The organism is Agromyces litoreus (genome assembly GCF_040496015.1).
Lineage (GTDB): Bacteria > Actinomycetota > Actinomycetes > Actinomycetales > Microbacteriaceae > Agromyces > Agromyces litoreus.
On record NZ_JBEPKA010000001.1, the window covers coordinates 281,018 to 297,971 of the forward strand.

Sequence of the window (16,954 nt, forward strand, 5' to 3'; positions counted from 1 at the left end):
TGCGCGGTGGCGGCGTCAATGCCGCACGTCGATACCCTGCGAGTTCGTATCGCGCGCGGACGCGGCCCGCGGATGCCGTTGCCTTCGCGAACCGTCGGTACTTCGGTACCGCGTTGGCGAGAGCGAGCATCTCTCCGGAGCGGGTATCGATCACGACGCGCGGTCGGTCCAGACGGCGATGTCGACCTTGTTGCCGGCGGGATCGGCGAGGGTCCACCATCCGTGCTCCTCGGATCCGGCCGCGATGCGGCCGCCGGCACGGAGGGCCGCCTCCACGCGGGCCAGGCCGACGGCGCGGGGGACCGAGACGTCGAGGTGGAACGCGTGGCGCAGCACCTTGTCGGGCGGAAGCTCCTGGAACCAGAGGCTCGGGCCGCGGCCATCGAGGTCGACGAGGTCCTCGGTGCCGTGCTCGGCATAGCCGAAGAGTTCGCGCCAGAAGGGTCGCACGGCGTCGTCCGGGTGCGACGCGATCGCGATCTGGACGGTCTGCACGCGGGCGGGGTCGGAGCCGGCGCCGGAGGCCGCGGCGACCTCCGAGATCCGTCGTGCGAGCTCGATGTCGGCCTCGACGAGCAGGTGGAAGTCGCGGGCCAGTCGAGCGGCGAGCCCGTCGGCGCGGAGGTCGAGGTGCAGGCGGTCGGCGCCGTCGAGCTCGGCGAGCTGCGCAGCGAGGGCCGCGCTGCGCGCGAGCGACGAGGTGCCGAACCAGGCCGTCGGACCCCAGAACACGACCGGCCAGTCGACGAGGTCGGATGCCGCGCGGAACGCCGCGAACATCGCCTCGCCGCGTTCGAGCTCGGCCGGTCCGGCGGCCACGAGGGGAGCGGTGCGGGGCGCGGCCGCGCCATCCGTCGCGGCGGCCGGTTCGGGGTCGTCTGCGCCGTCCGTCGTCGCCGGCGACGAGGAGGCCGCGCCACCGCGCGGTGCGGAGAGCACCTCGAGCGTTGCGGGCTCGTCCTCCGGAACCGGTAGGTCGGGCCACGAGACGAGGTCGACCTTGTTGCCGGCGGCATCCGCGCACGTCCAGTACTGGGGTGCCTCGCGACCGAACGCCACCCGGCCGCCGGCGTCCCGAGCGGCGGCGAGGCGCGCCGCCGCGACCTCCCGCGGCACCGAGAGGTCGAGGTGCATCGCGTGCCGCAGCAGCCGCTCGGGGTCGAGCGGCTGGAACCAGATCGCCGGCGCGCGTCCGAGCGGGTCGACGAGGTCGTCGCCGACGTGATCGACGTAGCCGAGCGCGGCGCGCCAGAACGGCAGCACTTCGTCGACCGGGAGGCGGGTCGCGATCGCGACCTGCACGTCCTGGGTGCGCTCGGGCTCCGGCTCGAGCGCGTGCCGGCGCGCCAGCGCGGAGATGGCGCGCACCCGCACGGCGGAGCCGTCGTCGAGGTCGGTGAGGTCGGCGCCGAGCCGCACGACCGCGCACCGCGGGCGCACGTCGATGAGCGGCGGATGCTCCGCCATCCCCTCGAGCGCGGCGACCTCCGTCGCGAACGCCGTGCCGGCCTGCACCGAGCTGCTCGCGAAGCTCGCGATCGGCCCGCAGTACCCGACCCGCCAGTCGTCGAGCCCGTCCTCGGCGAGGAACGCGAGCCGCTGCTGCTGCCGGCCCACCTACCCCTCCGCCTCGGCCTGCTTCTCGACCTCCCGCGCGTAGTCCGGCACGGAGTTCGTCCACTGGCGCGGCGGCCGCTCGTAGCCCGTCGAGGGCGGCCGCTCGGGGATCTCGATCTTCCGCTGCGGCACTTCCTCCCACGGCACCTTCGAGAGGAGGTGCGCGATCACGTTGATGCGCGAGCGACGCTTGTCGTCGCTCTCGATCTCGTACCAGGGCGCCTCGCCGATGTCGGTGTGGAGGAACATCGTGTCCTTCGCGCGCGAGTAGTCCTCCCACTTCGTGATGGAGCTGAGGTCGGTGGGGCTGAGCTTCCAGCGCCGCATCGGGTCGTTCAGGCGGGAGCGGAAGCGCTCCTCCTGCACGACGTCGGACACGCTGAACCAGTACTTGAGCAGGATGATGCCGTCCTCCACGAGCATCCGCTCGAAGATCGGCGCCTGATGCAGGAACCGCTGGTACTCCGCGTTCGTGCAGTACCCCATGACGCGTTCGACGCCGGCGCGGTTGTACCAGGAGCGGTCCATCAGCACGATCTCGCCCGCGGCCGGCAGGTGCGGCACGTACCGCTGGAAGTACCAGCGGGTCTTGTCGCGTTCGCTCGGCGCGGGCAGCGCGACGATGCGCGCGACGCGCGGGTTCAGGTACTCCGACACGCGCTTGATCGCGGAGCCCTTGCCCGCGGCATCCCGCCCTTCGAAGATCACCACGACGCGGGCGCCCGACTGCTGCACCCACTTCTGCATCTCGACGAGCTTCGCCTGCAGCGCCTTCAGTTCCTGCTTGTAGAGCGGTTTCGGCATCCTCTTGCCCATGGCGCACCCCTGCACCGAAGCCTAGAGCGGATGCCGCGCCGCGTCGCCGCTCCTCGCTCGGCGGGGACGGCCGCGCATCGAGTGTCCATCGGATGTCGGTCGATCCCGCGACATCCCGCCGGAAGTGGACACTCGGCGCTCGGTGGGCTTCGGCGATCTCCTGCGTGCGGCAGGCGGCGTGCTGCAGGCGGCGGCCACGCGTGCGGGAGTACGCTCGCGCCCAGCGACACCCGACGCATCGCGACGAGGCGATGCACGCGACGATCGCGGCCCCGCGCCGCGGCGAGGAGGCGGACATGACGGTTCCCGAGATCAACTACTGGGCGGTGCTCCTGGCGACGCTGTCGAGCATGCTCGTCGGCACGATCTGGTACGCCCGAGGCGTGTTCGGCACCCGCTGGGCGACGCTCGCGAAGGTCGACATGGACCGCCCCGCCGCGAGCGCCGTCGGCCCGATCGTCACGACCGTCATCGTCAGCTTCGTCACCGCCTGGGTGCTCGCCGGCGCGACGACGATCGCCTGGCACTTCTACGGCGGCAGCTACCTGCTCGCCGCCCTGTTCACGGCGATCATCATGTGGGCCGGCTTCACCGCCGCGCGCATCATCACCCACGACGCCTTCGAGGGCCGCCCCGCGGCGCTCACGACGCTGAACATCGCGCACGAGCTGGTCACGCTCGTGGTGATGGGCGTGCTCATCGGCGTGTGGCCGCCGGCGGGGACGGTCTGAGGGGCGGGTCAGCGACGCTCGGAAGCGGCCCGGATGACACGGTCGATGAGACGGGAAACGGCCGCGGGAGCCCGCATCCGGCTCTGCGGCGCCCCGTTCAGGCCGAGGTCCTCCATCGCCTCGAGGGAGAGCAGGGCACGTTCGTACTCGTCGAACTCGCGGACCAGCCGAAGTCGCATCCACGACCGGCTGCGCCGATCCGCGAGCGCGACCGGATCCGTCCAGAAGCGGGCGTCATCGATGCGTCGGCCGAACGGCACATCCGTCTCGGTCACGACGCAGCGGTGCGTGATGGCCTGGATCGGCGCGGTCCCGTAGAGCGACACCACGTCGCCGACGGTGATGCCGACGGAGGTCTCGCTCCAGTTGACCTCCGGCAGGACGGCGAACGCGCGATCGGCGTCGTAGATCCTCGGGTTCGACGCGACGAGCCATTCGGTTCCGGTGAGCGCGGGAGGGGTCACGCTGCGAAGTGTAGCGACGAGGCGCACGTCGCCTCCGGCCGAATCCGAATCGCACCGCTCGGCGGCGGGATGGCATTGCTTCGCGCACTGCGCGGTACTTCGGTACTTCGGTACCGCCGCGGCGGCACGAGTGATCAGCCCGAACTCGCCATTGACCCCACCCCCACCCCACCGCTAACGTTCGAAGGCTGCGCACCCGCGCGGCATCCCGGAGGCCTGCACGAGGAAGGACGAGCCGCCGTGGTTCTGCAGCACACGAATCGCCAGTCCTTCGTCGAGCCCGCGAAGCGCCGCCAAGAGCGGCGGCTTCGCACGCTCGAGCAGGTGCTCGAACCGGCACGCTGACGCAGCCGCGGCCCGATGGCCGCGAGAATCGCGTCACCCTGTGCCATCCGAGGCCCGGGGTCTTCTTCCGTCTGCGCGCGACGGGAGTCCTCGGGCTCCGCGATCCGCACCGACCCGCCCGCCCGTGAACGCGGGAGCGGAGCGGAGCGGTGCGACATCCGCAACGCAACCAGACAGGAAAGGAACATGGAGAAGCTCTCCGCACGGCTCGTGTCGTGGGCGAGCCTGATCGACAAGAAGACCGTCGAGCAGGCCCGCACGTCGTCGACGATGCCGTTCATCCACCCGCACCTCGCGCTGATGCCCGACGCGCACCTGGGCCTCGGCGCCACGGTGGGGTCGGTCATCCCGACGCTCGGCGCGATCATGCCGGCCGCGGTCGGGGTCGACATCGGCTGCGGCATGATCGCCGTGAAGACGCAGTTCGAGGCATCCGACCTGCCCTCCGACCGGAGGGAGGTCCGGGAGCAGATCGAGCGCGCCATCCCGCTGTCGGCCGGTCACGCGAACCGCAAGGTCGTCGCGACCGCCGAGCCGCGGATCGCCGAGCTCGAGGCCCTCGCCGAGGCGAAGGGGTTCGACCCGGCCCGCTACCGGGGCGATTGGCGGCTGCAGCTGGGGTCGCTCGGCAGCGGCAACCACTTCATCGAGGTCTCGCTCGACGAGGCGGATGCCGTGTGGCTGTTCCTGCACTCCGGAAGCCGGGGCGTGGGCAACAAGATCGCGCAGCACCACATCCGGGTCGCGCAGGAGCTCTGCCGGAAGTGGTGGATCGACCTGCCCGACAAGGACCTCGCGTACCTGGTGGAGGGCACGCCGGAGTTCACGCGGTACATCTCGGAGCTGCGGTGGGCGCAGCACTTCGCGCTGCTGAACCGGGAGGAGATGATGGACCGGGTCATCCGGCAGGTCTCGGAGTGGGTCGGCGTGCCGGTGGAGGAGCGGGAGCAGATCAACTGCCACCACAACTTCACCGAGAGCGAGGAGCACTTCGGCAAGCGGGTGTGGGTCTCACGCAAGGGCGCGATCCAGGCCGACGCGGGCCGGCCGGGCCTGATCCCGGGTTCGATGGGCACGGCGTCGTACGTGGTCGAGGGCCTGGGTGATCGGATGTCGCTGAACTCCTCGCCGCACGGCGCGGGCCGGACGTTCTCGCGGTCCGCCGCCCGGCGGACGTTCACGCAGGATCAGCTGCGGGAGGCGATGGCCGGCATCGAGTTCCGCGACACCGACGCGTTCATCGACGAGATCCCTGCTGCGTACAAGCCGATCGACCGGGTGATGGCGGATGCCGCGTCGCTCGTGCGGGTCCGGCACACGCTGCGGCAGGTGGTGAACGTGAAGGGCGACTGAAGGGTCGCTCGCCCTGCATGAAGGGGTGACGGATGCCGCGGCTCGCGCCCGCTCGGAGACGGGCGGGGGTCGCGGCGTCCGCTCGCCGCAAGCCGAGTACGGCGAAGGCATGCGAGAGTTCCACAGTGATCGCACGTCGGCGCACGTCGTCGATCCAGTTGGGTGTCCCGCGGATGGCGGTGGTAGCCGACAAGGACGATGTCCACCTCGCCCTGAATCGGCGACCATCTCGCCGTCACGGCATTGGCCCGAGGTCGCGACGCGGTTCGGTGAGGCGTGCCGATGGCGCGACCATGGCATCAACTCGGCCGCCCCCAGCATCACTCCTGTCGTCCGGACGCATCTGCTGAACGTGAATGAAGGGGTTTCCTGCAATGTCGCTCATAGTCGATATCGTGACCCTGGGGAGGATTGGCGATGTCTCTGGAGGATGCGGTGTCGTATGCGCGCTGGCAAGGCGCGCTTGCGGACGCATTCCTGCAGCAGCAAACAGGGCCCGTAGTCTTCTTTGTCGACGATGACGAACTGCGCAAGATCCGCACGGATCTCGACGACCCTACGGACGACCTAATTCATGCAGTGCGGGGCGTCTGCAATTGGGGAGCCGGACCGCTTTTCGCACGTGTCACCAGGATGTGCGCCGAATGGCTAAGGGGCGATCGGGCTGAACCGCCTCCGGTGCTCCCGGTCCTCGCCCTGACCGTCCTTGCCGCCACGCGGATGCGGTCTGATGAGGAGGGCCGCTCAACTAACTACTATCTGCGACTTGCGCAGGCGCTCGCCGACGGTGATTCAAGTTCGGTTGAGCGGCTGCGCACTGAACTCTCAACTGACGAGTTCCTCGATGTCGTGGATATGTGGCGCTGTCTGCATGATTGGATCGAGGCGCAGGACGGCGTCGGCGTCTCAACGATTCGTACTCACGAACGACTGAGTCGTATCGGATATCCGCAATCGCAGGCGCTCCTTCGCTTCAGCGACCGCGCTGACCTCACTCGGTTCTTTCACGCGCTCGACGTCGTTCGCATCGGCGTCCCGGACGCGCAGGAAACTTTGCGCGGTCTCGAAATTTGGACAACCGCACGGCAGAACAGACTCAGCGACACCTTCATGTCGGCACTGCGCGACCCTGATATAAGGCCATTGATCGGTACGGTGGTGCAGGCGCTAGCAGGAGCATGGGATGGACGAGTAATCACGCGTGAAGGCAAGCGCCGGATTTCGCTAAGGCTCGGAATCGACCTGGACGAATGGGTCGCGCGTTGGCTGTTCCTGGCTGAAAATGACGCACCCGGCGAGCTGGCGCTTGCTGTCGGCGGGGCCGTTGTATCGCTCACCAAACGCCCACCCTCCATTTACTATCGCGTGACAGGAGCGCTGCCGGTGACCGCCGAGGCGCTGAAACGCGGGCTGCGACTCCAAGGCTCGGGATATGCTGCGGAGTTCACGCCGCTCGACGTACTTCTGTTTCGCCTCGACGCGCAGACCGGTAACTGGTCCTCCGTTCCGGGTATCGCCCCCTATGAGGATCATGTCGTCGCTGCGCACGGAAGTCAGCAGGCCGCCGTGAGGCGCCTGCTTGAGGCTGCCGCGGAACCGGGATGGAGGTTTCGGCCTCAGCGGAACGGAGCACTTCTTCCCGGGTACGCGCTGTTCGAGCAGGTCCGGTTCGGGGATCAGGAGGCGCTTGAGAAAGCACTTCGGGACAGACCTGGCTTACGCATGCTTGGAGTCGCGCCTACGCTCATCCCTCGCGCACGATTCGTGCGAGGACTTCCGTTGGCTCGAGAACTTGCGCCTAGTCATTACCTGGTCGGGGGGCAGCCCGATCTCTTGCTGCCGACCGCTGCTGAGCCGAGCCTCGTGCCAATGGTGCTCGACGGCAAGGAGGATTTTGTTCCCGCATATGGATTCCCACTCGAGTTGCGCAGGTTCGAACTTGAACCTGGCCGCCACGAGATCGATGCCGATGGGCAGAGCCTGTCCTTCACTCTCATCGAGGAGGTCGCCGGCGTCGAAAGTCCGAACGGGACTGCATCGCTGGGCTGGTCGAGGAAGGCCGAGCTCGGGCCAGCGGGTGAGGCGCACATCATCGGCGGTGTCGTCAGTCACGAGCGGCAAACCCATGTGGCCGTCGGACGCCGTGGCCGTGACGAGTCATGGCTGCTCCTCGAGGGCGGGGAAACTCATGCCGTGCTCGAGCCCGAAGGGCCCGCGTTCGCGGCAGAGGTCCGCCTTGACTTCCTCCCAACGCGCTTTGAGCTCCCTGTACCGGAGCGAGCGAGGTGGCTCGCGCAGCGGAAGGGCAGACGCTGGACCCTGATCGCGCTCCACCCATTGTCGGCGCGAGAAGTGACTGCCGAGTTCGATGTGCTCGGCACCTGGGGGCGTGCCTTCCAGCACGAGAAAGGCCAGATCTTCTGGGAGCTGCAGCTCGGGTTAGCCGGTGCATAGCCGCATCGGCGACCTGCTTCTCACCTGGATGAGCGAGACGGGATCAGGGAGCATCGCGGACTTCCGTGCGCGCGCCCATTGGCTGGCGCGTACGGAGGACATCGGCCTGCCTGCCAGAGCGAGTGGGCGCTGGCTCCGCGACATGTCATCACTCGGTCACTGCGAAGTTGACTGGAAATCGGGGATCTGGGCGGTTGCCCCTGCCGCTGTTTCGAGGCTGCCGATGGCAGATGGCCTCGCCGTCCTGATCGGAGCACGCCGGCCACGCTTGATGCGTGCGCTGCGCGAGAATGGCATCTGGCTAGAAAAAGCATCGCGTGCCGTTCCGGATGGCGAACTTCCGCTGCCAATGACTATCTACCTGCCGTTCGAGAGCGAGGTTGATCTCGTTGCCGAGCTTCAGCCGGTCGATCTGACCTACGTCGGCTGCGCAGCTGACCGGATTGCGAGGTCACTGGGACCGACGGCACCCGTGGATATCGCCGCGCCCCCGTCGCGCACAAACCCTCTTGAGCGCCTGATTGCGTTATACCCAAAGTCCTGGGGCCCGGTCCGAGCGACAGAAACGAACGCGCCCGACGGCCTGTACCGCGAGCAGGTGAACGGTCGCTGGGTGTACCTCTTTCGAATTGTCGGGAAGTGGCACGCCTGCTCGCTTGCCTCAGGCGTGTTCGCTGAGCTGGCGCGCCAAGGCCATACCGCCCTGCGGTGGCGGCCCGATGTCGCGCGCGCAGCGTCCGATACCGGGACCGTCTTCGTCGACTGGGGCGCCTCACTACCCCCGCTTCAGTCGCGTGCGTTCGCTCTCTGTAGCGGACTTGCACCGCGGTTCGGCTCCTCGGCCGAAACGGTCATCTTCGACAACGTCCCTCGCAGCATCGCTGCAAGGGTATTCACCTCTCTTGGGCAGATGCTCACGATCGACGAAGCGAGAAGGCAACCGAACTAATGAACGCTCCTACCGACCGCTACCTCGACGCCGTCCAGACTTTCGAGCACCTTCGTGAGGCGTACTTCAGGTATTACGACACTCCGTTCGGGCTTGCCGACGAGCGGCTACAGGCTGAGCGGCGAGCTTTGCTGGACCGGGATGGGGGAGTATTCCGGTTGCCCTTGCTTGAGTTGCGACCAGAGTATGAGAGCGCGGGACGAAGCTTGCGTGATTCGGTTGCAGCCGCAGGAGCAGACCCGGATTTGGCTGCGCTCGCCGGGCTGGGTCTAGTCAAGGGGGTCGGACAGCTCTACCACCACCAGGAGGAAGCGCTTCGAGCTGGCGTCCAACGTGGACGTCACATGGTTATCACGGCGGGCACAGGATCCGGGAAGACCGAATCCTTCCTCCTCCCCGTACTCTCGTCGCTGCTGGAAGAGTCGCGTCTCTGGCGACGAAGCGATTACCGCGGAGGCGACTGGTGGAGCGACGATAAAGGGCAATTCGTGCCGCAGCGTTCCGGAGACCGGGATCGTGCTGCGGTCCGGACCATCGTTCTCTATCCGATGAATGCGCTAGTTGATGACCAGCTCATCCGGCTGCGGCGCGCACTGGACAGCGATGCGGTGCGTACATGGCTCGACGAGCACAGGGGAGGACATCGGTTCTATTTCGGCCGGTACACAGGTTCCACCCCGGTCACCGGGTCTCCCAACAACGCGCTCGCGCAAGACGAACTCCGCAAGTACCTTCGGGCGACCGAAACCCGCGGGCAACAGGCACGTCGGCTCGCGGCTGAGAAAGGCGACGAAGACCTGGAGTACTTTGTGCCGCGACTGGACGGCGCGGAGATGCGGTCCCGCTGGGACATGGCGGACGCCCCGCCGGACATTCTGATTACCAACTACTCGATGCTGAACGTCTTGCTTCTACGCGAGCGGGACAGTCATTTCTTCGACTCCACCCGGGCTTGGCTTGAGAACCCGGAGAACCGCTTCACGCTAGTCGTCGATGAGCTCCACACATACCGGGGAACGGCGGGAAGCGAAGTCGCCTACCTTCTGCGGAATCTCAAGCATCGGCTGGGGCTTGACTCGCGTCCCGACCAGTTCCGCGTGCTCGCCGCCTCCGCATCCCTCGACCCTCTCCGTGACAGCGACTACCTTCATGACTTCTTCGACGTACAATCCAACAGCTTCGCATTCGTGAGAGGGACGAGTGTTCTCCCGCAGCGCTCTAGTTTGCGGTCGAACGCGGATGCATCGGCGCTTGCAGAGATGGCGCCCGAGGAAGCGGTGGTAGTCGCTCGCGCCGAGGGCGTTGTCGACTCGCTCCGTGGTGCGCTACACGAGGATGGTGGCGGAGCGAAGACACTCGACGCCATCTCATTGGCGCTGTTCCCCGAAGTTGGCCGCGACACTGCGATGGAGGCCGTCTCGCGTGTGCTTCAAGGACTTGCCCGGCAACCCGCGGATGCAGATCCGAAGCTCCGCGCCCACCTGTTCTTTCGTAATGTCCCCGGCATGTGGGCCTGCTCTGACCCCAATTGTCCTGCTGTTGAGAATCCGCAGGTGAACCGGACGATAGGCAGGCTATACGCGGAGCCCGGTACCCGCTGTGAATGTGGTGCGCGCATCCTTGAACTGCTTTACTGCCAGAACTGCGGTGACGTCTACCTCGGTGGCTTCGCGCCGGAGGGGGAGCTTCAGAAGCCTGGCGCTATCAAGACGATGCTTCTGGCGGACGTGCCGGAATTGGCGAAGCTCCCCGACCAGGTGAGCCTCCAGCGCACCGCGGAGAACTACGTCGTGTATTGGCCGAACGCCGAGACGCACCTCGCGCGGCTGGACAAGAACTCGTGGACGAGGGACAAGGCTGCCGTGACTTATGAGTTCCGGCCAAGTCGGCTCAACCCGTCTTCGGGGGAGCTCGTGAACACCGCTGAGGAGTTCACTGGCTGGAGCTTCCATGCCGTCGTTGCACGTGACAAGACGGGCCAGCCTCGCCGCGATTTCGCAACGGTCAGTCCGTTTCCCACGCAGTGCCCGGCTTGCGGTGACGACTGGGAAGTGCGGTATGGGCCGCAGGGTGCGCTTAAGCCGACGGATCCGCTCGCGCAGCGTTCGCCCATCCGCGCCATGCGCACCGGTTTCGAGAAGATCAATCAGGTGCTGACGACGGAGGTGGCAAATGATCTCCGCGAGTCGGAGCGCAAGCTCATTGTCTTCACGGACAGCCGCCAGGATGCTGCGAAGCTCTCGGCCGGCCTCGGGCTCCGTCACTACCAAGACCTTCTGCGCCAACTTCTCTACCTCCGCCTCAGGCAGGTTTCGGATGGTTCGACAGACGTCGCGCTCGCCAAAGCACACATCGCTGAGGGCCAGAAGACAGCCGAGTCTTGGCAAGCCATCACGCGACTGTCTGAGCGTGATGGGGCAACGTTCGGCGCCCTCCGTGACATCTGGGAGGGGAATCCCGCCGCCGACGCCGCGTCGGAGCCGGCTCTTTCGGCGGCGATGTCGAAGCCGCCGTCGCTCCGAGACCTTGCCCGTCTGGTCTCCGGCGACTTACTCGCGCTCGGTCTCAATCCCGGCGGACCTCATGCCAGCCTGCGCGACACAGGCGGCAAGAACCCAACGTCGTGGTCGCAGTTATACAACTGGGCCTTGACACCGCCCACGCCGCGACCTGGGCTCTCCGACCCCGAAGTCGCCCTGCTGCAGGAGATTCAGGCCTCGCTCGAGAAGGAGCTACTCGACGGACTATTTGCCGGGGGTGGGCGCGACTTCGAGTCCATTGGATTGGGCTGGCTTTCGTTGACCAGTGATGCGAGCGCGGCGGATGCGCCGATCGACCAGCCGACCGGGCTCGTGCGCTCGGCATTGCGCATTCTCGCGGACCAGCGGCGATTCTTTGGGCTCCGGGGGCGCAGGGACGAGCCCACCCCGCGGCTCCGAGCCTTCTGGACGAAGGTGGCCGAGTCTGAGGCGACCACGATCGAGGCGCTGCGTGATGACGTGCTTTCGCGCGCGCATGGAGCCATTACCGAGTACCTCATTGACCCCGCCGAGGTGGCGATCCGCCTCAGCGATGGGCGTGCATGGGTCTGTGACGTCTGCCGTCGCCAGCACCTCACCATCGGCAGCGGATACTGCACGAAGTGCGGTCGGCCACTCCCTGCGGACCCCGTTCGCGCGGGCATCGGCGAGGACTATTACTCTTGGAAGGCCTCTCGCGAGGACGGGCTCTTCCGACTCAACTGCGCCGAACTCACCGGCCAGACAGACCGGGTCGATGCGCAGGCTCGCCAGGGCCGGTTCCAGGGGGTCTTTCTCGACGGCGAGAACCCGAGAACGGACGCGGTTGACCTTCTGTCCGTAACGACGACGATGGAGGCTGGAGTTGACATCGGCTCTCTGTCTGCCGTTGTCCTTGCCAATATGCCGCCGAGCCGGTTCAATTATCAGCAGCGCGTCGGGCGTGCAGGTCGGCGCGGCTCTCCCGTCGCTATTTCGCTCACGGTTTGTCGTGGTCGCAGCCATGACGAGTACTACTTCGACCGTCCGGACCGCATCACCAACGAAGCGACGCCTCCGCCGTACCTCGCTCTAGATCGCCCTGAGCTATTCGACCGCTCGCTGAGAAGCGAGGTCCTTCGTGGCGCCTGCCGCGAGCTCATCATGGTCGAGAATGACGAGGACGCTTCAGTCAATGTGCACGGGGCATTCGGGAAGACCGTCGACTGGCCGAATCTGCTCCGCCCCCGCCTCATCAAGTGGCTCGATCAGAACGCGGACGCCGCGCGAGAGGCGGCAGTAGCGCTTGCAGGAAGTACGGCGTTTGCGGAGACCGCGGAGCAGCGTGCGCAGGCCGTCACTGCAAGCCTCGTGGCCGACATCGATGCGGCGGTCGTAACCGGCAAGCATGATGACCTCAGTCAGCTTCTGGCTGAGGTCGGTCTGCTGCCGATGTTCGGGTTCCCCACGTCTGTCAGATACCTCCATCTCAGCCGGCCCAAGAGGTCGTATCCCTGGCCGCCTATGGGCGTCATTGACCGCGACATCAGCATGGCGGTCAGTCAGTTTGCCCCCATGAGCGAGGTCGTCCGCGATGGCAAGGTGTATCCGGTCGTCGGGATCGCGTCGTTCAAACCTGTTGGCAAGGAACCTCAGCCCGTCCCTGAACCTCTCGGAATTGAGACGCCGCTCGTGATCTGCCGCACATGTTCGTATCTCGGTGTCGCTCCCGAGACGCACCCAGGCACGTGTCCGCGGTGCGGCGCTGGTCCGGCATTCTTTACGTCGGTACCTCTCCGGGAGCCAGCCGGCTTCCGCAGCGGAAGGGGCACGGATTTCGACGGGAACTTCTCCTGGACGCCACGCGCGATGGCCGCGCGGGCTATGGCCGACACCAGTGAGCTTCTCAGCCAGGAAGTTGGACATGCGCACGTGTTCTCTGGTCCTGGGCATCGATACGTCATCAACGACAACGGCGGTCGACTGTTCACCTTGTACCGCAATGGGGCTGGCGATCCGCTGGCTTGGGGTGGCTACGTTTCCAGTAAGGCCATTGAAAGTGGGCTTCTTCCCCAGATTGCTGCCAGCGGCGACCCATTGCATGTTGCACTCGGCGCTGTCCAGCACACCGACTTCCTCTTCGTGGGTGCGACCTCGCCAATCGATGTTGAAGCCGGCATTCGGCTGAATCTGGTCTCGGGCATTACTCAGTCAAGCGGGACGCCGGACGTTACGGAGGGCCGACGGGCCGGCTGGTATTCTCTCGCGTTTCTGCTGCGCACCGTCGCATCGGCCTGGCTCGACATTCTGCCGCTCGAGCTAACGGCGGGTATCTACTCCACAGTGACCAGCGCGGGAATCCCCACGGTACAGGCGTTCCTCGCCGATACGCTCGAGAACGGCGCTGGCTTCAGCACATACCTCGGTTCGGAAGAAATCCTGCCAAAGTTCCTCGTCGCCGTGGAACACCACATCGAGCGGCTGGAGGAGCCCGGTCACGCGGATGCCTGCAGTTCCTCGTGCTACCGCTGTTTGCGCGACTACGGGAACATGGCCTATCACGCCCTCCTCGATTGGCGGCTCGCGCGGGACTTGTTCCGTTTGCTCCGCGGTGAGGGCCTCCGAGTAAACGTGAAGGAGGAGTCTGCCGCGCTTGCGCGCTGGGCACGGGCGTACGACGGCCGAACACTCGATGTCTCGGGCGTCGCTGCAGCAATCCACAGCGGACGCGACGGGAGGTATGCCGTCGTCGTCCGGCATGCGTACGAAGGATCCGACGAAACCGTCATCAGCGAGCGGCTTGCTGAAGCGCTCGCGCACATCGAGTCCACCGAGGACTGTGATGGCGTGGTCTTCGTAGATTCCTTCACGCTCGACCGCGACCCACGGCGCGTTCTCACCCTCATCTCCGATTCCTGGCGCGAGGACCAATGACGAGCGAAGCGCGGTGGCTATCGGCGACCGCAGCCGCGCGCTTCGTGCTGTGCCAAGCCGCCGCAGCCCCGAGGATGGCGCCGTCAATCCCTGTACCGACCGCGCCCGGCAACGCGGGGTCCCTCGCTCATGCCGCGATGAGCTCGTGGATTGAGAGTGGCGGATGGAGGCGACCCGACGCTGGCCCGGCGCTGCAGTCAAACTGGGATGCTGAGGTGGTGAAGTGGGGCCTCGAACGACGTATCCTCCGCGACGGCGTTGTCACGCGCGCGCGTTTGGGCACGCGTGGCGCAGAGCTCGCCACCCTGCTCACTAGGGCCGGCACGCGCGCGCGCTCGGAGCTCTTCATCAAGGACGACGTCCATGGACTCTATGGTCAGCTCGACGTAGTTGTGGACGGCAGTGTCGATGCGGGACTCGTGATCGATCTCAAGACAGGACGGGAGGGCGGCGACTTTCTCAGCGCGGTCACCCGCGGACAACTCCTCACTTACGCCCACTTGTTCCGCGTGGAAACGGGAGTCCTTCCTCAGCGGGTCGTTGTGTTTAGCCTCAGGCGTGGAGTTCTCGAGTTAGGGGCGGATCCGAGCGAAGTCGACGACTTTGTAGCCCGGGTGGCTTCGCTAGTCGACGAGTCGATCAGGGCGGCCGTCCCTGATCAACGTGTGTGTAGATTCTGCCCGCGTCGATTGGCCTGCGAACCTCATTGGACCGCAGCGAGGACTTGGGAGGACCCTGATTGCGTCGAGGGGCGTGTCATAAGAGTGCAACACGCGGCAACTGGCGCAACCTCAATTCAACTCGACACGGCTGGGGTCACAGGGTGGCTCACCGGATTGCGGCCTGAGCACCTCGATGGAACCCCGGCGCTCGGGCAGCTTATCCGTGCTGTGCGCCTAGGTCGGCGCGGATCAAGCGAGGAGCCCGAGTGGGCGGCGACGCGCGTCACGAGGGCAGTGATTCGACCTTGAGAACTCCCAGAACAGGGGCCGGGCGCTGCGTGGGATGAGAGGGATGCCGGGATCGCGAAATGTGACTGTCAACTGACCTTGTTCCGGTGTCGCTCGAACAACTCATGCCGAAGGTGGTCCTCTTGCCCAGTGAAACCTTTGAACTGGCCCAAGCGGTACGAAGTGCCCTTGTCTGACACATCCACGTCCAAGACGAAGTCCTGCGCCAGCCGAGTCAGCCGCTGCTCAACCTCGGACAGGTTGTGCTCATTGAGGGTAGCGACGAGAGTTTCGATACTGACGTATCCCTCGGAAGTAGCGAGAGCTCGGTAGATCGGATCGTGAACTTCCGCTGACAGCTGAGGGATGTCATGAGGGACTCCATCGTGGTTGAGCGCAGTGACAATCGAGCTGCCGACAGCCCGGGCGACGGGCGGCGGGAAGGCATTGCCGATCTGACGGTACTGGGAGGTCTTGCGACCAGCAAACTCCCAACTGTCCGCCTCGGTCCACCCCTGGAGTCGCGCAACCATCTCGATCGTTAGGCGCGGACGGCTTACCGACGCGGGCGGGGCGTCAGAGCTGGGGGGCGAGTTCGCAATCCCTCGACCGTCCACTCCAAGGGCGTCCCAGGCGCGCTTGGCGCGCGTGGGGCCAAGATCTGCGCCACCATGCTTCTTACTACCTCCGACGATCGTGGGGCCAATCCCCGATGCCATGGCCACCCATTCGTCGACGTGCGGCCACCCATTGGCAGCCATCAGGTCGCGGAGCAGTTCACCCACGGTCGTGTCCACGGGCTTCGGTTCAGGCCACCTGAAGTAAGGAGCGTCCTCGGACGAAAGGGCGACGAGAACGAAACGAGGACGGAGCTGCGGGACGCCGTAATCCGAGGCATGGAGCAACCGCCAGTCACCGGTGTAGCCGAGCTGCGCGAGTCGATCGAGCACTCGCTGCCGGTAGCCAGAGAACCGAGACGAGGCGAGTCCTCGAACGTTTTCCAAAAGGACTGCTCGTGGGCGCAATACGGAAACCTGTTCAATCGCCCAAGCGAACAGATCGCGTTCATCGGAGGATCCGAGCTGCTTGCCGGCGATCGAGAAGGGGGGGCACGGGACGCCGCCAGCAAGCAAGTCCACGCCTTCGTAGGCCGATGGTTGCCATACCGCGGTGTCCGCAACATCGCCAACAGCAACCTCGATCCCCAGGTTCTGTCGGAGGGTCTCGGCGGCGGTGGGATCCAGCTCGACGGCGAGTGACGTGCTAAACCCTGCTTTATGAAGCCCGAGAGCCTGGCCACCCGCACCTGCGCAGATCTCGACCGCTGAATACCGCGATGTGCCCACTACCCACTCTTCCCATCTGGCGCTGAACCTTGCGTCAGCTTAGTTTCGGCGGAGCCGCTGACATGACCAGGCTCGCGGAGTTCGGTGGTGCTGGCGCGCACCGCCTCGATCACCGTCTGCAGTGCAACATCCGGGGCGACGTGCTCCCAGATCCGGATTACGCGCCAGCCGGCGTCCGATAGGGCCTGCGATTGTGCTGCGTCACGCGCTCGATTCCGCTCGAGTTTGGGTGCCCAGTACTCGATGTTGCGCCGCGGCACTGATCCGTGCTCCGGGCAGGAGTGCCAGAAGCACCCGTCGACGAAGATAGCGATCTTCCTCCGAGTGAAGACAATGTCGGGCCGAGCTGACGAACCGGTCAGCTGGATGCGCATGTCGCAACGGTATCTGTACCCCTCGGCGAAGAGGAGCGAGCGCAGGAGCTTCTCTGGTCGCGTGTCACGGCGACGGTTCGCCTGCATGTTTCTGCGGCGGTCGTTGGGAGGCGCGTAGCTCAC

11 protein-coding genes are annotated in these 16,954 nt (G+C 66.1%); 6 read left to right on the forward strand and 5 right to left on the reverse strand.

Annotated elements, in window-relative coordinates; translation table 11 throughout:
* Positions 1-150: 150 nt before the first annotated feature.
* Both ABME01_RS01405 and ppk2 read right to left on the reverse strand, forming a co-directional pair.
* Positions 151-1,617, reverse strand: coding sequence for a VOC family protein (locus ABME01_RS01405; protein ID WP_353826558.1), 1,467 nt, complete (start codon positions 1,615-1,617; stop codon positions 151-153).
* The gene (gene ppk2, locus ABME01_RS01410) at positions 1,618-2,433 is read right to left on the reverse strand and encodes a polyphosphate kinase 2 (protein WP_353826559.1); all 816 of its coding nucleotides are present in this window, start codon (positions 2,431-2,433) and stop codon (positions 1,618-1,620) included. It lies immediately after the preceding gene.
* A 296-nt stretch (positions 2,434-2,729) separates the two neighbouring features.
* On the opposite strand from ppk2, the gene ABME01_RS01415 reads away from it, so the two are divergent.
* Positions 2,730-3,164, forward strand: coding sequence for a DUF1761 domain-containing protein (locus tag ABME01_RS01415; RefSeq protein WP_353826560.1), 435 nt, complete (start codon positions 2,730-2,732; stop codon positions 3,162-3,164).
* Positions 3,165-3,172: 8 nt separating this feature from the next.
* Here ABME01_RS01415 and ABME01_RS01420 read toward each other — a convergent pair whose 3' ends face one another.
* Positions 3,173-3,628: a hypothetical protein gene (locus tag ABME01_RS01420; RefSeq protein ID WP_353826561.1), complete on the reverse strand. Its 456-nt coding sequence runs from the start codon at positions 3,626-3,628 to the stop codon at positions 3,173-3,175.
* Between the two features lie 531 nt (positions 3,629-4,159).
* Here ABME01_RS01420 and ABME01_RS01425 point away from each other — a divergent pair.
* From ABME01_RS01425 to ABME01_RS01445, 5 genes are all read left to right on the forward strand, one after another.
* A complete protein-coding gene (locus tag ABME01_RS01425; protein WP_353826562.1) occupies positions 4,160-5,326 on the forward strand; it encodes an RtcB family protein in 1,167 nt (388 codons plus the stop codon).
* A 417-nt stretch (positions 5,327-5,743) separates the two neighbouring features.
* Positions 5,744-7,780, forward strand: coding sequence for a hypothetical protein (locus tag ABME01_RS01430; protein ID WP_353826563.1), 2,037 nt, complete (start codon positions 5,744-5,746; stop codon positions 7,778-7,780).
* Positions 7,773-8,729, forward strand: coding sequence for a hypothetical protein (locus tag ABME01_RS01435; protein ID WP_353826564.1), 957 nt, complete (start codon positions 7,773-7,775; stop codon positions 8,727-8,729). Before ABME01_RS01430 ends, ABME01_RS01435 begins: the two co-directional genes overlap by 8 nt.
* Entirely contained in the window at positions 8,729-14,161 is a 5,433-nt protein-coding gene (locus ABME01_RS01440; RefSeq protein WP_353826565.1) for a DEAD/DEAH box helicase, read from the forward strand. Before ABME01_RS01435 ends, ABME01_RS01440 begins: the two co-directional genes overlap by 1 nt.
* Positions 14,158-15,132: a PD-(D/E)XK nuclease family protein gene (locus ABME01_RS01445; RefSeq protein WP_353826566.1), complete on the forward strand. Its 975-nt coding sequence runs from the start codon at positions 14,158-14,160 to the stop codon at positions 15,130-15,132. The genes ABME01_RS01440 and ABME01_RS01445 overlap by 4 nt, the downstream gene beginning before the upstream one ends.
* Positions 15,133-15,200: 68 nt before the next feature.
* On the opposite strand, the gene ABME01_RS01450 is transcribed toward ABME01_RS01445, so the two are convergent.
* Complete coding sequence (locus ABME01_RS01450; RefSeq protein WP_353826567.1) at positions 15,201-16,457, reverse strand: DNA cytosine methyltransferase; 1,257 nt, start codon at positions 16,455-16,457, stop codon at positions 15,201-15,203.
* Positions 16,457-16,954 (reverse strand): very short patch repair endonuclease, encoded by a 498-nt coding sequence (locus tag ABME01_RS01455; RefSeq protein ID WP_353826568.1) that lies wholly within the window; start codon positions 16,952-16,954, stop codon positions 16,457-16,459. The genes ABME01_RS01450 and ABME01_RS01455 overlap by 1 nt, the downstream gene beginning before the upstream one ends.

Bases quoted from the DNA above. Each gene is read 5' to 3' on its own strand.
- ppk2 (WP_353826559.1), bottom strand. From the start codon at position 2,433: ATGGGCAAGAGGATGCCGAAACCGCTCTACAAGCAGGAACTGAAGGCG.
- ABME01_RS01415 (WP_353826560.1), top strand. From the start codon at position 2,730: ATGACGGTTCCCGAGATCAACTACTGGGCGGTGCTCCTGGCGACGCTG.
- ABME01_RS01425 (WP_353826562.1), top strand. From the start codon at position 4,160: ATGGAGAAGCTCTCCGCACGGCTCGTGTCGTGGGCGAGCCTGATCGAC.
- ABME01_RS01430 (WP_353826563.1), top strand. From the start codon at position 5,744: ATGTCTCTGGAGGATGCGGTGTCGTATGCGCGCTGGCAAGGCGCGCTT.
- ABME01_RS01440 (WP_353826565.1), top strand. From the start codon at position 8,729: ATGAACGCTCCTACCGACCGCTACCTCGACGCCGTCCAGACTTTCGAG.
- ABME01_RS01445 (WP_353826566.1), top strand. From the start codon at position 14,158: ATGACGAGCGAAGCGCGGTGGCTATCGGCGACCGCAGCCGCGCGCTTC.